This is a genomic window from Verticiella alkaliphila (assembly GCF_018904615.1).
In the GTDB taxonomy this organism is placed as follows: Bacteria; Pseudomonadota; Gammaproteobacteria; order Burkholderiales; family Burkholderiaceae_B; genus Verticiella; species Verticiella alkaliphila.
This window is the reverse complement of record NZ_JADCNH010000001.1, coordinates 270,931-289,154: the sequence shown is the minus strand read 5'-3', so window position 1 is coordinate 289,154 and position 18,224 is coordinate 270,931. Positions and strand designations below refer to the sequence as shown.

Annotated in this window: 15 protein-coding genes and 3 pseudogenes; 6 read left to right on the top strand and 12 right to left on the bottom strand. The window is 68.3% G+C overall.

Translation table 11 applies throughout. From position 1 onward, the window contains the following. Nucleotides 1-636: pseudogene (locus tag IMZ29_RS01595) on the bottom strand (hypothetical protein); the annotation flags it as partial. Nucleotides 637-952: 316 nt separating this feature from the next. On the opposite strand from IMZ29_RS01595, the gene IMZ29_RS01590 reads away from it, so the two are divergent. After that, nucleotides 953-1,981: an aldo/keto reductase gene (locus tag IMZ29_RS01590; protein WP_216179556.1), complete on the top strand. Its 1,029-nt coding sequence runs from the start codon at nt 953-955 to the stop codon at nt 1,979-1,981. A gap of 193 nt (nt 1,982-2,174) precedes the next feature. Here the strand turns inward: IMZ29_RS01590 and leuD are convergent, their stop codons facing one another. Together leuD and leuC are read right to left on the bottom strand one after the other, a co-directional pair. Further along, entirely contained in the window at nt 2,175-2,822 is a 648-nt protein-coding gene (leuD, locus tag IMZ29_RS01585) for a 3-isopropylmalate dehydratase small subunit (RefSeq protein WP_216179554.1), read from the bottom strand. Between the two features lie 10 nt (nt 2,823-2,832). Next, on the bottom strand, nt 2,833-4,257 hold the full coding sequence (gene leuC, locus IMZ29_RS01580) for a 3-isopropylmalate dehydratase large subunit (protein ID WP_216179552.1): 1,425 nt from the start codon (nt 4,255-4,257) through the stop codon (nt 2,833-2,835). 117 nt (nt 4,258-4,374) lie between these two features. On the opposite strand from leuC, the gene IMZ29_RS01575 reads away from it, so the two are divergent. Then, nucleotides 4,375-5,274: a LysR family transcriptional regulator gene (locus tag IMZ29_RS01575; protein ID WP_216179549.1), complete on the top strand. Its 900-nt coding sequence runs from the start codon at nt 4,375-4,377 to the stop codon at nt 5,272-5,274. Between the two features lie 146 nt (nt 5,275-5,420). Here the strand turns inward: IMZ29_RS01575 and IMZ29_RS01570 are convergent. Next, nucleotides 5,421-6,787, bottom strand: a pseudogene (locus IMZ29_RS01570) (3-deoxy-D-arabino-heptulosonate 7-phosphate synthase). A 120-nt stretch (nt 6,788-6,907) separates the two neighbouring features. Between IMZ29_RS01570 and IMZ29_RS01565 the strand changes: the two are divergent. From IMZ29_RS01565 to IMZ29_RS01555, 3 genes are read left to right on the top strand one after another with little or no spacing between them, the layout of a single operon-like run. Beyond that, complete coding sequence (locus tag IMZ29_RS01565; protein ID WP_216179547.1) at nt 6,908-7,573, top strand: response regulator transcription factor; 666 nt, start codon at nt 6,908-6,910, stop codon at nt 7,571-7,573. Further along, complete coding sequence (locus tag IMZ29_RS01560) at nt 7,570-8,952, top strand: ATP-binding protein (RefSeq protein WP_253206631.1); 1,383 nt, start codon at nt 7,570-7,572, stop codon at nt 8,950-8,952. Before IMZ29_RS01565 ends, IMZ29_RS01560 begins: the two co-directional genes overlap by 4 nt. A 41-nt stretch (nt 8,953-8,993) precedes the next feature. Beyond that, nucleotides 8,994-9,455 carry a YgiW/YdeI family stress tolerance OB fold protein gene (locus tag IMZ29_RS01555; protein ID WP_371820060.1) on the top strand — a complete coding sequence of 154 codons (462 nt, stop codon included), beginning with the start codon at nt 8,994-8,996 and terminating at the stop codon, nt 9,453-9,455. A 204-nt stretch (nt 9,456-9,659) separates the two neighbouring features. Here IMZ29_RS01555 and IMZ29_RS22500 read toward each other — a convergent pair. From IMZ29_RS22500 to IMZ29_RS01520, 8 genes and pseudogenes are all read right to left on the bottom strand, one after another. After that, nucleotides 9,660-10,520: pseudogene (locus IMZ29_RS22500) on the bottom strand (alpha/beta fold hydrolase); the annotation flags it as partial. 240 nt (nt 10,521-10,760) lie between these two features. Further along, nucleotides 10,761-11,687, bottom strand: coding sequence for an SMP-30/gluconolactonase/LRE family protein (locus tag IMZ29_RS01550; protein ID WP_216179545.1), 927 nt, complete (start codon nt 11,685-11,687; stop codon nt 10,761-10,763). 44 nt (nt 11,688-11,731) lie between these two features. Further along, entirely contained in the window at nt 11,732-12,700 is a 969-nt protein-coding gene (locus tag IMZ29_RS01545) for a tripartite tricarboxylate transporter substrate binding protein (RefSeq protein WP_216179543.1), read from the bottom strand. 92 nt (nt 12,701-12,792) lie between these two features. Further along, complete coding sequence (locus tag IMZ29_RS01540) at nt 12,793-13,710, bottom strand: NAD(P)-dependent oxidoreductase (protein WP_216179541.1); 918 nt, start codon at nt 13,708-13,710, stop codon at nt 12,793-12,795. Beyond that, on the bottom strand, nt 13,707-14,393 hold the full coding sequence (locus IMZ29_RS01535; RefSeq protein WP_216179539.1) for an RraA family protein: 687 nt from the start codon (nt 14,391-14,393) through the stop codon (nt 13,707-13,709). The genes IMZ29_RS01540 and IMZ29_RS01535 overlap by 4 nt, the downstream gene beginning before the upstream one ends. A gap of 43 nt (nt 14,394-14,436) precedes the next feature. After that, the gene (locus IMZ29_RS01530) at nt 14,437-15,378 is read right to left on the bottom strand and encodes a Bug family tripartite tricarboxylate transporter substrate binding protein (protein WP_253206652.1); all 942 of its coding nucleotides are present in this window, start codon (nt 15,376-15,378) and stop codon (nt 14,437-14,439) included. Between the two features lie 50 nt (nt 15,379-15,428). Next, nucleotides 15,429-16,334, bottom strand: coding sequence for an amidohydrolase family protein (locus tag IMZ29_RS01525; protein ID WP_216179535.1), 906 nt, complete (start codon nt 16,332-16,334; stop codon nt 15,429-15,431). A gap of 11 nt (nt 16,335-16,345) precedes the next feature. Next, nucleotides 16,346-17,317: a Bug family tripartite tricarboxylate transporter substrate binding protein gene (locus IMZ29_RS01520; protein ID WP_216179533.1), complete on the bottom strand. Its 972-nt coding sequence runs from the start codon at nt 17,315-17,317 to the stop codon at nt 16,346-16,348. 96 nt (nt 17,318-17,413) lie between these two features. On the opposite strand from IMZ29_RS01520, the gene IMZ29_RS01515 reads away from it, so the two are divergent. Then, nucleotides 17,414-18,178: an IclR family transcriptional regulator gene (locus IMZ29_RS01515; protein WP_216179531.1), complete on the top strand. Its 765-nt coding sequence runs from the start codon at nt 17,414-17,416 to the stop codon at nt 18,176-18,178. Nucleotides 18,179-18,224 lie beyond the last annotated feature (46 nt).

The window sequence follows — 18,224 nt, the reverse complement described above, 5'->3', positions numbered from 1 at the left end:
TGCGCCGATGATAGTGGACGGACGTCTGTGAAAGTAGGTCATCGTCAGGCATTTATTCCCATGAAGCCCCGTATCCGTAAGGATCCGGGGCTTTGTGCTTTGTGCCAACGGTTTGTGCCAACAATATGAACCGTGTGATGCGGTGCGTATTACGTTAGCTCGGCGCGTAGTTCGCCGCCGGCATACGTCACATGGATCACGTGCCCCTGGCCGCTGATGTTGAACGGCTGGCAGCGTGACGCACGCATGCTTCACGTCTGCAGCGGAGGGTGCGCGGCCGCGCTCGGGCGGGATGTCGCGTGCTAGGACGAAGGCGATTTCGCATTCGATGGTGACGGGGTCCGCAGTCGGCATGCGCAGCTGCGCGCCATTGCCGTGACAGCGTTCAGCGGCCAGCTGACCGATCAAGGGGCGATGCAGGTCGTTGGCCTTCAACTGTGCCGGGCTGCCCACGCCCAGCTTCCAGCCGGCACGGGGCGTGCCGCGGGCGGCGATGACGGCATCCTGGATGTCGTAGCCCTGCAGCAGATCGGCAGGGCGAGCCGTGTCGGGCAGGGCGGCGAGCAACGCGCCACCGCGTTCGGCCTGAAGCAGCACGTGGGCCGCGCTCTGAGGGGAAAAGACAGTGACGTTCATGGATTGTCGGTGGGCAGTCGCGGTTTTGATGGGCGCCTGGAGCCCGAATCCGGCGGTTGAATGATGGCACGCCTGTCCTCGAATGATGGCTTGCCGACGCGCTAGGGTGTCGACGAGTATACGGTCACGCTCTTGCGAAGGCGGTGCTGGATGCCAGCTCATACGAAACGGGCCTGCTTCTGTGGAGAGCCCGCGCGCTGCAGTGCTTTCTGGCGGCTGAGGCGCTTGCAGCGGGCTACGTCATTGACCGAGCGGGCCGTCGTCCTTAGCATGGGACGCTTCGCGCCTGCGTGCGCACTCGGATCGCCATCCCGTCATGAGCTATCGCTATCTTGGGCGCAGCGCCCTGCAAGTCTCCCGTCTCACCCTGGGCACCATGATGTTCGGTGGCCCGACGGACGAAGCCACCTCGCATGAGATCATCGCGCACGCCAAGGCCAACGGCGTCAACTTCCTGGATACCGCGGACGTCTACCAGAACGGCCGGACGGAAGAGGTGGTGGGCCGGGCGATCCGCGAGGATCGTGATCATTGGGTGCTGGCGACCAAGTTCGGCAATCCCTTCGGCCCGGGCATCAATCAGCGCGGCACGTCGCGCAAGTGGATCATTGAGTCCGTCGAGGGCAGTCTGCGACGCCTGGGCACGGATTACATCGACATCCTTTACTTTCATCGCACGGATTTTCAGGCACCGTTGGGAGAAGGTGTGCGTGCCATCGCCGACCTCATCCGGGCAGGCAAGGTGCGGTACTTCGGCGTGTCCAACTTCCGGGGCTGGCGTATTGCGGAAGTCGCGCATCTGGCCGATGCCGAGGGCATCGACCGGCCGGTGGCGAGTCAACCGCTCTACAACCTGGTAAGCCGCACGGCGGAAGCCGAGCAGCTGCCCGCAGCGCATGCGTATGGGCTGGGCACGGTGTCGTACAGCCCGCTCGCCCGCGGCATCCTGACGGCCAAGTACGATTCCGTCGATGCCGCGCCGGAAGGCTCGCGTGCGGCGCGGCAGGACAAGCGGCTGCTCGAGACCGAATGGCGCAAGGAGTCAGTGGACATTGCACGCGCCATTCGCGAGCATGTGACGGCACGCGGCGTGGATCCTGTGGCGTTTGCGCTGGGCTGGGTGCTGAACAACCGTCTCATCACCTCGGCCATTGCAGGGCCGCGCACGTTCGCGCAGTGGGAGAGCTATGTGAAGGCGTTGGACTACGCCTTCACGGCCGAGGATGAAGCCCTGGTCGACCGCCTCGTGGCGGCCGGCCATGCTTCCACGCCTGGGTATACGGACCCGGGCCACCCGATCGAAGGGCGAGTGGTGCATGTGGGTGCAACGCCAGTGACAGGGTGACATGGCGTTGGGCGGCCAATCTGCGCCGCCCGACGCGAAGCCCGCGTGCCTGCCGTCGAATCGCTCATGGCGCGGCAGGACTGCGAAAGGGCCAGCGCTATCCCGTGTATGCCATCGCGGCGTCGGGGCTACCTCAGCCCCGGCAACCTGACACCCGACACCTCGGATCCGGCACCCGGTGCCTGCCCATTTGTCAGGCTTGCGTATAGGTCAGCCACGGCATGCGCGCCGTGCGGGCGGACTCGAACGCGCGGATCGTGTCGGCATGCCGCAGCGTGAGCTCGATGTCGTCATAGCCATTCAACAGGCAGTGCTTGCGAAACGCATCCACGGAGAACGGGTATCGGATGTCGTCGGAAGCGATGACGCTCTGGTTCTCCAGATCGATCGTGAACGCCATGCCGGGTGCGGCTGCCACCCGTTCGAAGAGGGTGTCGACCTGTGCGGCGTCCAGCACGATGGGCAGCAGGCCGTTCTTGAAGCAGTTGTTGAAGAAAATGTCGGCGTAGCTGGGCGCGATGATGGCGCGAATGCCGTATTGCGCGAGCGCCCAGGGCGCGTGCTCGCGGCTGGAGCCGCAGCCGAAATTCTCGCGGGCGAGCAGAATGCTGGCGCCTGCGTATTCCGGCCGGTTCAGCACAAAATCCGGATTGGGCGTGCGCGATTCGGGATCGATGCCCGGTTCGCCGCGGTCGTGGTAACGCCACGCATCGAAGAGGTGGGGGCCGAAACCCGTGCGGTGGATCGACTTCAGGAACTGCTTGGGGATGATGGCGTCCGTGTCGACGTTGGCCCGGTCAAGCGGGACGACGCGGCCGTTGTGTTGTGTGAAGGCTTGCATGACTGGTTCCTCAGGCGATGTCGCGCACGTCGACGAAATGTCCGTACAAGGCAGCGGCTGCCGCCATGGCCGGGCTTACCAGGTGGGTGCGGCCGCCGGCGCCCTGGCGCCCTTCGAAGTTGCGGTTGCTGGTGCTCGCGCAGCGCTCGCCGGGTTCCAGGCGGTCGGCGTTCATGGCCAGGCACATGCTGCAGCCAGGCTCGCGCCAGGCGAAGCCCGCGTTGGTGAACACCTCGTGCAGCCCTTCGCGTTCGGCCTGTGCCTTGACCTGACCGGAGCCTGGCACCACCATCGCGAGCTTGATGCCGGGCGCCACGCGGCGACCGGTGCGGCGCACGATCTCGGCGGCCTCGCGCAGATCTTCGATGCGGCTGTTCGTACAGGAGCCCACGAACACCTTGTCGACGGTGATGTCCGTGATGGGCTGACGGGCTTCGAGGCCCATGTAGGTGAGGGCGCGTTCCATGGCACCGCGGCGCGTGGCGTCGGCTTCGCTGGCCGGGTCCGGCACGTGCTCGCCGATCGGCAGCACCATCTCGGGGCTGGTGCCCCAGGTGACCTGCGGCGAGATGCTGGCCGCGTCGAGCGTGACGACGGCATCGAAGTGCGCACCCTCGTCCGAGTGCAGGGTGCGCCAGTAGGCGACGGCGGCGTCCCAATCCGCGCCCTTGGGCGTGAAGGGGCGGCCTTCGAGATACGCCAGCGTCGTGTCGTCCACGGCGACCAGACCCGAGCGCGCGCCGGCTTCGATGGCCATGTTGCACACGGTCATCCGGCCCTCCATGCTCATGGCTTCGATCGTCGAGCCGGCGAATTCGATCGTGTAGCCAGTGCCACCGGCCGTGCCGATGCGGCCGATCACGGCCAGCACGACGTCCTTGGCGGTCACCCCGGTGCCGAGCGCACCGTCCACGCGCACGAGCATGTTCTTCGCCTTGCGCGCGAGCAACGTCTGCGTGGCCATGACGTGCTCGACCTCGCTGGTGCCGATGCCATGAGCCAGCGCGCCGAACGCGCCGTGCGTGGAGGTATGCGAATCCCCACAGACCACCGTCATGCCGGGGAGCGTCGCGCCGGTCTCGGGGCCCACGACGTGCACGATGCCCTGGTTCGGATCGCGAAACGGGTAGTAGGCGGCAGCGCCGAAGGTTGCGATGTTGGCGTCGAGGGTTTCGAGCTGCTGCCGGCTGATCGGATCTTCGATGCCGTCGTAGCGACGGTCCCAGCCCGTGGTGGGGGTGTTGTGATCGGCGGTAGCCACCACGCTGCTGATGCGCCACAGCTTGCGGTCGGCCAGACGCAGTCCCTCGAAGGCCTGCGGGCTCGTCACCTCGTGGACCAGGTGGCGGTCGATGTAGAGGATGGCGGTGCCGTCGTCTTCGGTGTGGACGACGTGGTCGTCCCAGAGTTTGTCGTAGAGGGTGCGTGGGGGCATGGTGGGCGCTCCGGATAAGGCAGGTGGGGCACGGCAAGTGTGACCCGATGACGCATGGTAGCCATGTCCGCGCATGCTATGTTCGCTCTTTCGTCACGAGAAAATTGCTGATTCGGCATGGCTAGATCGATCGATGTGGTGACGCTGCGGCTCTTCGTGGCCGTGTGCGAGGAGGGCAGCATCGCGCGCGCTGCCGAGCGAGAGGCGATCGTGGCGTCGGCCGTGAGCCGGCGCATTGCCGCCATCGAGGACGATATCGGTGCGCCGCTGCTCGTGCGCGGGCGACGCGGCATTCGGCCGTCGCCTGCTGGCGAGACCTTGTTGCGGCAGGCGCGCGAGATCCTGCGCGCGCTGGATCGTCTGGATGCGGACTTGAAGGACTACGCGAGTGGTGTTCAGGGGCATGTGCGTGTAGTGGCGACGACCGCTGTGCTTGCCGAGGATCTGGCCGAGGATATCGGCACCTTCCTGACGGCGCACCCGCGGGTGCAGGTGTCCACGGAAGAGCGCGTGAGCCCGGAGGTGTTGCGGGCCGTGCGTGATGGTGCGGCCGACGTGGGCGTGCTCTGGGATGCGAGCGATCCCGGGGATCTTGCCGTGGCTCCCTATCGACGCGACCAGTTGTGCCTCGCCGTGCGCCGCGATCACGACTTGGCGGGCGCAACTGAGGTGAGCTTTGAGAATGTGCTGGCGCAGAGTGCCGTGGGCGTGGCCCCGGGCGGCATGGTCGACACGCTGTTGCGGCGGGAGGCGGCCCGGTTGGGCCGTCCCCTGGTGCATCGCGTCGAAGTATCGGGCATCGATGCGGCCGTGCGCTTCGTGGCCGCAGGCCTGGGGCCAGCGGTGTTGCCGCGCGAGGCGGCGTCTGGGCACGCAAGAGCCGATGCCATCGCGTTCGTGCCGCTGGCCGAGGACTGGGCGCGCCGGCAATTCGTGATCGTCACCCGGGCATCGGTGGATGCTCCTGGCCCAGTGCAGTGGCTCGTCGAGCACCTGAAGGCACGAGCGCTGGCTTGACGGCATCGTCCACGTCGTACGACTGGGGCGTATGAACTGACGAGCGCTTGTGGCGACCGCGGGGGAGCCGCCGGGTCGGCCCGTGGGCGCCTGGCCGTCGTGGCTCTCAGGCAGGCCGTACCGTTCGAGTCGGTGCAGGCCTGGTGTCAGCCGAGCGCGTCTACCAAGTCACCCACATGGACCATCAACGCACGCACCTGTCGCAGCCGGGTGTATTGGGTGAGCACCGGCCGCCAGGCGGTCGCCTCCAGCAGCTGCGTCCACACCGGAGCCAGGCGGCTGGGGTCAGCAGCCTTCCCACTCGCCAATCCGTTGGCGTAGGCCAGGCTTGCCGGGGCAGACAGCAGCTGCATGCGATGGGCGGCACCGAGCAGGCGTGGCGCGGGCTCGGCCGGTGCATCGCAGCAATACAGTACGACGTCAGGCAGGGCCGCCTCGTCGTCTTCCAGCGTGGCAAGGCTGGCCCCGCGAAGCCACACCGTGCCTTCCCGGGTCTCGAACGGATAGGCCGCAGCCTGCGCGCTGCCCAGCAACCGAAGCCCGCGGGCAAGCCGGGGGAGATCGGTGGTCGCGGCATCAACGGAGGCCTTGGCCTCGGCCAGCAGGCACACGTCCCAGGCGGCATCGGCGGATTCGGTGTCGTCTGCACGACGCAGCAGGATGGCATCCCATTCCGTCTTGGCGTACTCGGCATGGCCGGGCAGGGTGGGTGGCACCCGCACCGAGGTGATGACACGGTAGCGACCGGGGCTGTGTTCTGCCGTGTCCAGGCACTGGGCCAGCCGTCGCAAGGCCTCGGCAGTGGCGGCTTCGACGGCGTTGCCGCGAGCCTGGTTGACCCGGCCCTGCTCGGCCGCGGCGTGGTGCCTGGGCGAGGACCGGTGCGTTCCCACAGGGCCTGATAGTGCTGCACGTGGGCGTCGTCGCTCAATTGATCCAGGCGCACGAGTCGCGTCAACGCGGCGGTGTCGCGCAGGCGCGCCAGGCCGTGGGCACTGGCCTTGTCCAGCGCGGCGGCAGGCAACGGCAGCTGCAGAGCGTCCGCCAGGGCAGACCAGGACTGGGCCGTGGCGAGCGCGTGCCAGAGGCCCAGCCGCTCGCGCAACCCCGCGGCGGAGCGCTGCTGCTTGGCGGGGTGAGCAATGGCATTGACCGCCTGGCGGATGTCGCGCCGGTCGCGTTCGGCCTGCGCTGACAAGGCGGCGAACTCCCGGACGTGGGGCACGGCATCGCGCAGCAGCAGGGCCTGGAAGGCCGGGTCTCCGCGGTCGGGCCGCACGGCATCGGCGAGCAATTGCGCCAGGGCGTCGAGAAAGGCGTCGCGCAAGGTGTTGTCAGGCGCGTCGCCGGCGCAGAGCGCGGCGCGCGTGGCTTCGATCACGATGGCAAGACGCGCCGTGGGGCCGCCCGCGCCCTGCGCGATGGCATCCGCCGGGTGGGGCGGCAGTGCGTACCGGCGCGGCACCTCGCGCAGGAGGCGGGCAAGCAGGGGCGGGCAAGGGCGCGGCGCTATCATGAGTCCCCGGATCGACTGTCGCTCAGCCATTCTAGCGGGCACATGCGATGCGCGGCGCCCGCGCCATGTGTCGTTGGACGTCAGCCTGGCTTCAGCTTCCGCAACTACCCTCGACCGATGCGCCTACTCCTTCTCGAAGATGACCCCTCGCTGGGCGAATCCCTGCAATCCTGGCTGCAGATGGATGGCTATGCCGTCGACTGGCTTCAGCGGGGCGATCAAGCGGCCAGCGCCCTGGCCACGCATGACTACGGCGTCGTGTTGCTGGATCGCGGCCTGCCGGGACTCGATGGTGACGTGGTGTTGGCCGCGCTGCGCGGCGCCACGGCGCGCCGACAGCTGCCCGTGATCGTGATCACGGCGCGCGACACCCTGGCCGACCGCGTGCAAGGGCTCGATCTGGGCGCGGACGACTACCTCGTCAAACCGTTCGATCTGGAAGAGCTGTCGGCCCGCGTCAGGGCGGTGCTGCGTCGGGCCGAGGGGCAGGCGGTGCCGGCACTGAGCCACGCGGACGTGGTGCTCGACCCGGCCGCCAAGCGCGTCACGCGCGCCGGCACGGTGGTCAGCCTCACGGCACGTGAATTTGCCGTGTTGCAGGCGCTCATGCGGCGGCCCACGCACATCCTGGCTCGCGCGCAGCTCGAGGAGGCCTTGTACGGCTGGGGTGAGGAAGTCGAGAGCAACGCGATCGAAGTGCACATCTCCAATCTGCGCAAGAAGCTCGGCAGCAGCTTCATCGTGACTGTGCGCAATCAGGGCTATGGGTTGGTCCAGGCATGAGGTGGCCTGCCTGGCGGCGACGCCAACCCCGTGCCGCAGCGTCGGAGCCCGGGTGGTCCCTGCGTCGGCGTCTGCTCTGGACGGTGATGGGCACGAGCGTGGGCCTGTGGCTGGTGAGCGTGGGCGTGGTGATCGCGGTGTCGTGGTTTGCCGCGAGCGACGTGTTCGACGACGCGCTGGAGGAGGGCTCGCGGCTCGTACTCCAGCTGGGGGTGGATGTCGACGGCGCGGTCGGCGACGACGATGAACTGCGCTCGCGCCGTGGGGAGGAAGTGCGCCTGCGCATGTATTACCAACTCGTGGACCGCGACGCTCGCGTACTGCTGCGTGCCGACGACACGCCCAAGACGCCGTTCGTGAGCGACATTCCGCGCGACAAGCGCTTCAGCACGGTGTGGACGCAGGGCGAGCTGTGGCGCGTGCACGTACGCCGCGGCGAGGGCGGGGTGAGCGCCCAGGTGGGGCAGCCCATGGAAGAACGGCTGGAGTTGCTCGAAGATCTCGCGGCGAATCTCGCCTGGCCCGCGCTGGCCCTGCTCACGCTGCTGGGCGGGCTGAGCTGGTGGCTGATCCGCCGGCTGTTGCGCCCGCTCGAGGAGACGGCCCAGCGGATTGCCGCCAAATCCCCGCAGGATCTGTCACCGGTCGAGGCGGCGAATCCGCCGCGCGAGCTCGAGCCGATCCTGCAGGCGTTGAACGCGTTGCTGGCGCGCCTGGGGGGCGCGTTGGACAGCGAGCGGCGCTTCACGAGCGATGCGGCGCACGAGTTGCGCACGCCGCTGGCCGCCTTGCGCATGCGGGTGCAGGTGATCGAGCGTGAGCTCACGTTGCCGGCAGCATCGTTGCAGTCCCTGCGTGCCGACGTGGACCGCTGTACCGCGCTAGTAGAGAGCCTGCTGGCCCTCGCGCGCCTGGAGCCGCAGGCCGAGCCATTGGTGCGTGAGTCGGTATCGATCGCGGGCGTGTTGGATACGCTGGATCTGTCGGCGGCCCGAGCGCGCGAGATGATCTTGACGCGCGCACTGGCCGTGCCGCAGATACGCGCTGCGCCGGTGCTGCTGGCGAGCGCACTGCGCAATCTCATCGACAACGCGGTGCGCTATGGGAACCCGGGCGGTCGCATCTGCGTGGAGACGGTGGCGCTTTCCGGGGGCGGCGTTCGGCTGGCGGTGCGCGACGATGGCCCGGGCGTGCCGCTTGCCGAACGCGCGCGTCTGGGCGAGCGATTCTTTCGCGTGCTGGGCACGGGCCGCACGGGCAACGGCCTCGGGTTGTCGATCGTGGCACGTATCGCCGCGCTGCACGACGCGCGTTTTCACGTCGAGGATGGCCTCGACGGCAGGGGCCTCAGTGTGATCCTGGATTTTCCTGCCGGTTGACGCGGCATCCTCAGATTCCCTTCAGGTTGGTGGCGCTCAATATGGGTACGGCGCGTTCAGACGCGCGCTCGACCAACCTTGAAGGAGTCATCCGCATGAAGCATCTTCGTTCCTCGCTCGCTCTCGTCGCCCTGCTGGGTGTGGGTACGGCTGCCGCTGTGGCGCAGCCCGCAGGCTATACCGGCCCGGGCAGCCAACAGCCCGCCGCGCACGGCAGCTACAGCGGCCCCAGCAGCGCACCGCTCATGACGGTGAAGCAACTGCTCGATGAAGGGCGCGACGACCAGCACGCGCGGGTGCAGGGCAGGCTCGTGTCCTATGACGGCGACGAGCGCTACACGCTGGAGGACGATACGGGCCGCATCACGGTCGAGATCGACGACAAGGACTTTCCGCGCGGGCAGACGGTGAGTGCCGAGCAGCGCGTGGAGTTGCTGGGTGAACTCGACAAGGGGCGCAACAAGGTGGAGTTCGAGGTCGAACGCATGATCCTCGTGAATTGAGGCGTCATCCCGCGGTGACCGGTCACCGCCCGTGGCAACGCCGCGCGGCGCGGTGGCCGCGCACGCCGGCGGCTGCGTCGGCGTGGCCGGGGTGGTATCTGCCCAGCGCGTCGTATCGGCGCCGCTGGGCAGTGCCGCGTCTGAATCCTGCACCCAGGCGAGCACATCCGTCCACACGGTCTGCGCGCACAGGTCGCGCAGCAGCAGGTGATAGCCATGATCGTAGATCGCCAGCCGGACGTGCTCGCCGATGACGCCCTCGCGGACACGCCGCACGGCATCGTTCACCGAACCCCGATCGAGCACTTGCTCGTTCTGGCCATACATCATCAGGACAGGCAGATCCGGTGGCAACTGGGCGAGGCCGTCGTAGGCGTCGGTCATGACATCGACCAACCCGTGCAAGGCATCCAGCCGCGTGCGCTTGAGGACCAGCGGATCGCGGCCCAGGCCGCGCAGCATCTCGATGTTGTCGGAGGCGACGATGCGCAGGCCACGCGGCGGCGTGAGGTATTTGCCCGGCATGGTGTGATAGCCCGCCCAAAGGGTGAGGCGGAAGAGGGGGTTCATCGTCTGCCGTCCCCAGAGCGCGGGCGCGGAGAGAATGAGGCCGGCCACGCGAGGGGGCGGTGTGGCGTTGCCGGACAGGCTTGCCATCTGAGGGCCACGCGGCGTGGCGGCGGCAGCGCGCGTGAGGCCTGCGATCGCTACGGCCCCGCCCATGCTCTCGCCCAGTACGAAGAGGGGCACACCCGGGTGGCGCGTGTTGATGGCGGCGATGGCGGCGTCCAGGTCGTCGGCCAGCGTGGGCACGTCGGGCCAGATGCCCGGGCGATCCGTGGCGCCGAAGCCGCGCTGATCGAACGCATAGGTGGTGATGCCCTGCGTGGTCCACCAATCGGCCGGTCTGGCGAAGGCTTCTGCGTAGTCGTTCATGCCGTGCAGGGCGATCACCACGGCACGGGGTGACGGGCCGGCATCCCAATGGCGCAACGGCAGGCGGGCGCCGTCGTAGGCGATCAGGGCCCCGGGGGCGAGTGTGGCCGCCTGTTTGGCGGGCCCCATGGGTTGGTGAGTGGCCGCGCAGGCCGACAGGAGCAAGACTGCGGTGAGCGTCAGCGCCGCCCGCAGACGAGCCCGGGGGAATATGCCGTGCCCGGTCGGGTACGGGTCACGCGGAACCGGGAGCGCATGCAGATGGGCCATGCCGACGACTCCTGCCTGGGAATGCGGCATTGTAGGCGCCAAGACGCTGGCGGTGGCGCGCCTCGCGGGCGCGCAATACGTGGCCCTGGTGCGGCGTGATCAGACTGCGGGGTCGGGCCGTGCGATCGGCAACCCTGGTGCCTCCATGCGGGCGCGCAGGATCTGTCCGTGCGTGGAGTCGGTCACGAAGAGATCGCGCCGGTCAGCCCCGCCGAAGGCGAGGTTGGTGAGCGAGCAGCCGGGCTCACCCCGCAGCACCTCCACAGGCTCCGCGCGCCCATTGAGCACCCACACATAGCCCAGGCCGGGATTGGCGACGAGCAGGCGGCCCTCGGTGTCGACGGCCAGACCGTCCGGGCCGCTCGGACCATAGGATGTGAAGCACTGGCTCACCTTGGACACGCTGCCGTCCGGCAGCAGCGGCACGCGCCAGACCCCGTTGCCGCGGGTGACGGCCAGGTACAGGATGCGCTCGTCGGGCGAGAGCGCGACGCCGTTGGGGCTGGGCACATTCCCGAGCAGCAGATCGAGCTGGCCGGTTGGCCGCAGGCGGTACAGCCGGCCCGTCGGGTCGTGCAGGCCGCTCTGGCCCTGATCGGTGAAGTACAGGTTGCCCGCGCGGTCGAAGACGAGATCGTTCACGCCCTTGAAGCGCTCGCTGTTGCGGCGAGCGAGGTAGGGCGTCACCGTGCCCGAGGCGATGTCCAGGCGCATCAGGCCATTCTTGTAATCGGCGATCAGCAGCGTCCCGGCATCGAGGAACTTCATGCCGTTGGGCTCGCCGTCGTACTCGGCCACGAGTGTCCACGCGCCCTGGAGATCGATGCGAAAGATCCGTCCCCAGGGGATGTCGGTCACATAGAGATTCCCCTTTGCATCGAAGACCGGGCCTTCCAGGAACGAGTCCGTCGGCGTGCCGCCGCGGTTGGCGTCGGCCCAGTCGCTGCGCTCGCGGCGACGGAACGACTCGGGCAGCGTGGTGAAGGGCTCGAGCGCCCGGATGCGTGGCGGGGTCAGAAGGAACATGGTCTGGCGATGCGATGTGGTGAGGGGTGTTGAGGCGCGGCGGCTCAATCCGGCTTGATATCGCCCTTCCCGACGACCTCGCCCCACTTCGTGGATTCGTCCTTCAGGAACGCGGCGAACTCGGCCGAGGTAGAGCCCACGGGCGCGGCACCCAGGTCGGCCAGGCGCTGCTTCATGGTATCGGACTGGATCACCGTCGCAATGGCTTTCTGCAGCTTTTCGGTGACGTCGGCCGGCGTGCCTGCCGGCACGAAGGTGCCGTTCCACTCGTAGGCTTCGTAGCCCGGAAGCACCGTCTGGGCCACGGTCGGCACGTCCGGCAGGCGCGGCGAGCGCTCGGGTGAGCTGGCGGCCAGCGCGCGCAGCTTGCCCGAGGAGATCAGCGGGTAGCTCGCGGCCACGGTGGCGAACATGAAGTCCACCTGGCCACCCATCACGTCGACCAGGGCGGGGCCACCGCTGCGATACGGGATATGGGTCATGTCCAGGCCCAGGCCCTGGCGCAGGAGCTCGGCCGCGAGGCGTTGCACGGTGCCGCTGCCGCCCGAGGCGAAGTCGAGCTTGCCCGGATTGGCCTTGGCGTGTTCCACCACGTCCTGCACGGTCTTGAAGGGCGACTCCGCGCGCACGACGAGCGCGTTGGGCGCGAGCAGCACGAGCGAGAGCGGCTGCAGCGCGTCAGCGGCGTACGGCATCTTGGGAAAGAGATGCGGGTTGATGGAGTAGGGCGTGGCGTCGTACAGCACGGTGTAGCCGTCGGCCGCCGCGTTGGCCACGTAGCCCTCGCCGATGGTGCCGCTTGCGCCCGGTTTGTTGTCCACGATGACCGAGGTGCCCAATTGTTCGGACATGCCGGTGGCGAGCAGTCGCGCGACCGCATCGGCGGCGCCGCCTGGGGCATACGGCACGACGATGGTGATGGCGCGCTCGGGGAAGGCGGCCAGCGCCGGGGCGCTGGCGAGGATGGCGGCGGCGAACGCCGGGGCGAAGCAAGGCAACGAACGGATTTTCATGGCTGTCTCCCAATCTTGTCCCGGCGCGCAGGGTGGCCGGGGTGCGGTAGGGCCCGGACGCGGGCCGCAGAGGTTGGCGGGTGTCTGGCGCGTCACGCCTCGAGGATGGCGAGGGCGTTGCGCGCTGCGCTCACGCCCATGTTGACGTAGGCATCGCTCGTCACGCCACCGATGTGTGGACTGAGGATGATGCGCTCGTGTTGCTGGAAGGGGTGGCCGGCCGTCATCGGCTCCACGGCGAAGCTGTCCAGGCCAGCGGCCCGCACCTGTCCGCTATCCAGGGCGTCCAACAATGCCGATTCGTCGATCAGGCCGCCACGCGCCGTGTTGACGATGAGGACGCCGGGCTTGCAGCGGGCCAACGTCTCGGTATTGAGGAGATGACGGTTGTCCGCGGTGAGCGGGCAGTGCAGCGAGATGACGTCGCTCTCGCGCCAGATGTCGTCGAGCTCGGCACGCTCGACGCCTTGCGGCCAGGTCTTGGCGAAGGGGTCGTATGCCAGCACGCGCATGTCCATGGCAGCGGCCATTCGCGCAAAGCGCAGTCCGATCGCGCCCACGCCGATGAGACCGACGGTGCGCCCACCAAGCTCCAGGCTCTTGTGCGTGGCCTTGTCCCAGTGACCGGCATGCATACGTGCATCGAGCTGAGGTACGGATTTCGCGCAGGCCAGCATCAGCGCCAGGGCCTGTTCGGCCACGGCGGCCGCATTGGCGCCGACAGCGGCAACCACCGCAATGCCGCGCGCCGCAGCCGCGGCTTTGTCGATGGTGTCGGTGCCGCTGCCGTGCTTGGAGATCACCTTGAGCGAAGGCGCGGCATCCATGGCGGGCGCGTCCACCCGGCTGTAGCGCACGATGATGGCAACGGGATCGTGCTGGCTGCACAGGGCCACGATGTCGGCTTCGGTGGGCGTCTTGCCCGCGTAGACGAGGTCGTAGTCAGCCAGCAGCGCCACCGCCTGTGGGGCGAGATCGGCACCCGTGACCAGGATGGTGGCACGGCTCACAGCGACTCTCCTTGCTTGAGCACGCCGGCGGCCACGAGGGCGGCGGGCAGCCAGGCAGATGCCGTGTTGCCCTGCGCGATGGCCTCCAGCCGTGCGGCCTCGTCAGCCACCTTCTTGTCTGCGAGTGCCATCAGGCCGGCCGCCTTGGCGCGCTCGATCACCACGACGCCGTCGGCGTCGCCCACGATCAGGTCGCCAGGCTGGATGGCGGTGCCGCCGGCCGAGATGGGGTGGTTGATGCGCCCGGGGACGAACTTCGTCGGGCCGGCCGGATTGAAACCGGCGCAGAATACCGGGAAATCCAGATCGAGAATCTCCAGGCGATCGCGGATCGAGCCGTCGACCACGACGCCGCCCAGGCCGCGCTTCTTGCAGGCGCTCAGCATGAGCGTGCCCATGAGGGCGGCCGTCTGGTCGCCCTTGCCGTCGATGACGAGGATGTCACCGGGCTGCGCGAGCGCAATGGCTGCGTGGATCATCAGGTTGTCGCCCGGGCGCACTTCCACCGTGAAGGCGGGACCGGCCAGGGCCATGCGTTCGTGCACCGGGGCGACGCGCGCGTTCAGGGTGCCGCGGCGGCTTGCCACGTCGGCGAGGATGGCAGCCTGGAAGGTGGCGGCCTTGGCGACCACGTCGGGGGCGACGCGCTCGATGTCACGGATGATGTCGGGAAGTTGGGTCATGGCGTCGAAAGAAAGAAGTTGGCGTGAGAGGGGAAATGCACCGTCATTCGGCTTTGATGTCGCCGTCGCGAATGACCTTGGCCCATTTGTCGGAGTCGGCCTTCTGGCGCGCGCCGAGTTCCTCCGGGGCGGCGCCCACGAGCGTGACGCCGAGCTTGCCGGCGAGCTCGGTGATCTCGGGCGTCTTGAGCGCCGCGGCGATGTCGCGGTTCAGGCGCGCCACGATGGCGGGCGGTGTGCCCGCCGGGGCGAAGACGCCCTGCCATTGCTCGACGACGAAGTCCTTCATGCCGAGCTCGGTCATGGTGGGGATGTCGGGCAGGGCGGACAGACGTTGCGCGGACGTGGTGGCCAGTGCGCGCAGATTGCCGGCCGTGACATGGGGCAAGGCGGCCGTCACCGGTGCGAACATGAATTGCACCTGGCCGCCGAGCGTGTCCTGCAACGCGGGGGTGTCGCCCTTGTAGGGCACGTGCAGGAAGCGGGCGCCTGTCTGCTGACCGAGCAGTTCCGCCTGCATCTGCAGAACGGTGCCAAGCCCGCCGGAGGCGAAGGCCACCGTGCCGGGCTTGGACTTGGCCGCCTCAAGCAGGTGCGGGACGTTCTGGAACGGCTGGTTCTTGCCGACGACCAATAGATGCGGGATCGTCCCGATGGTGACCACGGGCGCAAAGCCGCCAATCGGGTCGTACGAGAGCTTCATCAGGTGGGGCGCGATGGTCTGCGGCCCGATCGAGGTGCCAAGCAAGGTGTAGCCGTCCGGGGCGGCGCGGGCCACCTGGGCAGCGCCGATGGTGCCGGTGGCACCCGCCTTGTTCTCGACGATGACCTGCGTGTTCAGGGACTGGCCCAGACGTTGGGCGATCGTGCGGCCCAGGACGTCCGTGGTGCCGCCGGGCGGGAAGGGCACGACCCAGGTGATCATGCGGCCATCGGGCCAGGTGTCGGCGGCGTGGACAGCGTTGCCCAGCGGGGCCGCGAGCATCAGGGCGGCAGCGAGGAAGGAAGCGGCCGACCGGGGGATCAGAAGCGGGTTCATGGTGTCTCCATCATGGGCGCGGCGGCCAGCTTCGGGTCCGCCGGGAAGTCGTACAGGGTGCTGGGGTTGTCCACCAGGATCTGCTGCAGTCGCGCCGGGGTCTGTGCCCAGTGCGCGAGGCAGTCCAGTTGCTCGGCATCGTCGGGCCAGGGGTGGGTGCCTGCCGATGACGTGGCATGGGGCCAGTCGCTCCCCCAGATCACGCGCTCGGGCGCGTTGTCGATGAAACTGCGCGCCAGGGGCGTGAGGGTCGGGTCGCTCACCCGATGCTCAGGGCTGACGATGTAGCCGCCGGACAGCTTCACCCAGGCTTTGCCGGCAGCCTGCAGGCGCAGCACATGCGCGTGGGCGGATTCGGTCAGCGCCGTGGCCGAGGGCAGCCGTGCGAAGTGGTCAAAGACGAGGGGAACGGGCAGCTGCGCGAGGCGGGGAGCGGCGTCGGCGAGTTGCTGGGGCGGCATGAGCAATTGCAGATGCCAGCCCAGGCCGGCGATCCGGTGGGCGAGGGCTTCGAGGTCATCGAGCGATCCGGTTACGCCGAGCGACAGATTCAGGCGAACGCCGCGCACGCCCTGCGCGTGCAAGGAGCGCAGCGTGGCATCGGATTCGCGGCCTTCGATGACAGCAACCCCGCGGCTCGCGCTGCCGAAAGCCGCGAGGCCCGCACAGAGCGCGCGGTTGTCCGTGCCGTATGTCGACGGGTTCACCAGGACCACGCGGGTGAGGCCCAGCCTGGCCTGCAGCGCACGGTACTGGACCGGCGTGGCGTTGGGCGGCCGCAGCCGCGCATTGGGCGCCGCCGGGTACTGATCGTCGTAGACGTGGACGTGGCAATCGCAGGCGAGCGCGGGCAGAGCGACTGCCGGGGGCTGTGTGCCCAGGGTGAAGGCAAGCGCGGACATGATGCCTCGCGTCAGTCCACGCTGACGCCGGATTCCCTCACGATCTCGCCCCAGCGGACGCGCTCGCGTCGGATCAATTCGCCGAACTCGGCGGGCGTGCTGGTGAGCACGTTTGCACCCTGGGCCTGGTACTGCTGGCGGGTTGTCTCGTCCTTGAGCGCCTTGTCGAAGGCGGCATGCAGCGCGTTGACGGCTTCTTCGGGCATGCCGGCGGGGCCAGCCAGGCCGAACCAGGTCACCGCTTCGAAGCCGGGCACGCCCGATTCCGCGAACGTGGGCACGTCGGGCATGTCCGCCGTGCGTGCTGCCGACGTCACCGCCAGCGCGCGCAGCTTGCCGTTCTTCACATGGCCGATGAGCGTCGGAATGGACGACATGTACGCCTGGATCTGGCCGCCGATCAGGTCGTTCACGCCTTGCGAGGCACCCTTGTAGGGGATGTGCGTGAGACGGATGTCGGCCGCCTTCTGGAACTGCTCGGTGGCCAGGTGCGACACGGTGCCATTGCCCGAGCTGGCGTAGTTCAGGTGGCCGGGGTCCTTCTTGGCGGCGGCGATGAAGTCGCCCAGTGTCTGATACGGCGAATCGGCGGCCACGGCCAGCACCAGCGGCGCCTCGGCCATCAGCCCGACGGGGGTCAGGTCGCGCTCGGGGTCGTAGCCGAGCTTGGTGTAGAGGGTGGGGTTGATCGCGAGATTGCTCGTTTGGCCAATCACGATGGTGTAGCCATCCGGCTTGGCGTTGGTGACGGCTTCCACGCCCAGGTTGCCGCCTGCGCCAGGACGGTTCTCGATGACCAGCGTCGAACCGGTATCAGAGGCGACCTTGACCGCGGCCTGGCGGGCGATCGCGTCTGTGCCGCCGCCCGGGGGGAACGGCACGACGAGGCGAATCGGGCGCTCCGGATAAGCGGCCTGTGCGCCCAGCGGGAGCAGCAGGCAGGCGAGGAGCGTGGTGCGCAAGGTGCATTGGAACAGCGTCATGGTCGTCTCCGAGGTTGTTATCGATAGTGGGCGAATTGTGGTCGTATGTTCCACACAGTACAATCGTGTTTCGTACCATGAGACATGTTCCGCACTATGAAAGAGATTCCGTCAGAAGCGGCCTCCGGTGATGATGACGGGGTCATTGCCGTACGCCGTGCCATGCGCATCCTCGAGGCGTTTGGCGTTGACGACGCACAGCTCACCCTGGCAGAGCTGAGTCGGCGAACGGGGTATCACCGCTCCACCGTGTTGCGCCTGGCGCGCACACTGGCGCTGGACGACTACCTCGCACAACGCGCGGACGGCAGCTGGCGGCTCGCACGCGCCTCTGGCTGGCTGGGCGCGTGCTATCAGGCCACGTTCAACGTGCACGACGTCGTCGAGCCGATGCTGCGCGAATTGAGCACGGCGACCGGCGAGAGCGCGACGTTCTACGTGCGCGAGGGCCATCAGCGCATCTGCGTGCAGCGGATCGAGGGCCCCAAGTCGATCCGCCACCACGTGCGCGTCGGCACGGCGCTGCCGCTGGAGCTGGGCGGGCCGGGGCGGGTGATCCTGGCGTTCTCGGGAGAGCCTGGTGAGCCCTATGAAACGATCCGACGTTCGGGCTACATGATCTCGCTCGGTGAGCGCGATCCGGAGGTGTCGAGCATCTCCGCGCCCGTCTATGGCATCAACTGGACGCTGCTGGGCGCCGTCTGTGTCTCGGGCCCGATTTCCCGGCTGACCGAAGCGTGTCTGCAAGCGCACAAGGCCCTGGTGCTCGACGCGGCGAACCGGCTGTCGCGCGCCATGATGGGCACCCGGCGGCCGTCCGCGCCGCCGCCAGGCGCGGCGTTCCTGCCTGCCTGGAAGTAGGCGCTCCCTCGTGGCGTGAAAGGGGCGCGGGTGAGTCGGTGATCTC

Excerpts from the sequence above, each read along its gene's own strand:
- IMZ29_RS01565 (WP_216179547.1), top strand. The coding sequence starts at position 6,908 with ATGCGCCTACTCCTTCTCGAAGATGACCCCTCGCTGGGCGAATCCCTG.
- IMZ29_RS01515 (WP_216179531.1), top strand. The coding sequence starts at position 17,414 with ATGAAAGAGATTCCGTCAGAAGCGGCCTCCGGTGATGATGACGGGGTC.
- IMZ29_RS01545 (WP_216179543.1), bottom strand. The coding sequence starts at position 12,700 with ATGAAAATCCGTTCGTTGCCTTGCTTCGCCCCGGCGTTCGCCGCCGCC.
- leuC (WP_216179552.1), bottom strand. The coding sequence starts at position 4,257 with ATGCCCCCACGCACCCTCTACGACAAACTCTGGGACGACCACGTCGTC.
- IMZ29_RS01590 (WP_216179556.1), top strand. The coding sequence starts at position 953 with ATGAGCTATCGCTATCTTGGGCGCAGCGCCCTGCAAGTCTCCCGTCTC.
- IMZ29_RS01525 (WP_216179535.1), bottom strand. The coding sequence starts at position 16,334 with ATGTCCGCGCTTGCCTTCACCCTGGGCACACAGCCCCCGGCAGTCGCT.
- IMZ29_RS01520 (WP_216179533.1), bottom strand. The coding sequence starts at position 17,317 with ATGACGCTGTTCCAATGCACCTTGCGCACCACGCTCCTCGCCTGCCTG.
- IMZ29_RS01555 (WP_371820060.1), top strand. The coding sequence starts at position 8,994 with ATGGGTACGGCGCGTTCAGACGCGCGCTCGACCAACCTTGAAGGAGTC.
- IMZ29_RS01560 (WP_253206631.1), top strand. The coding sequence starts at position 7,570 with ATGAGGTGGCCTGCCTGGCGGCGACGCCAACCCCGTGCCGCAGCGTCG.
- leuD (WP_216179554.1), bottom strand. The coding sequence starts at position 2,822 with ATGCAAGCCTTCACACAACACAACGGCCGCGTCGTCCCGCTTGACCGG.
- IMZ29_RS01530 (WP_253206652.1), bottom strand. The coding sequence starts at position 15,378 with ATGCTCGCGGCCCCGCTGGGCAACGCTGTCCACGCCGCCGACACCTGG.
- IMZ29_RS01535 (WP_216179539.1), bottom strand. The coding sequence starts at position 14,393 with ATGACCCAACTTCCCGACATCATCCGTGACATCGAGCGCGTCGCCCCC.
- IMZ29_RS01575 (WP_216179549.1), top strand. The coding sequence starts at position 4,375 with ATGGCTAGATCGATCGATGTGGTGACGCTGCGGCTCTTCGTGGCCGTG.
- IMZ29_RS01550 (WP_216179545.1), bottom strand. The coding sequence starts at position 11,687 with ATGTTCCTTCTGACCCCGCCACGCATCCGGGCGCTCGAGCCCTTCACC.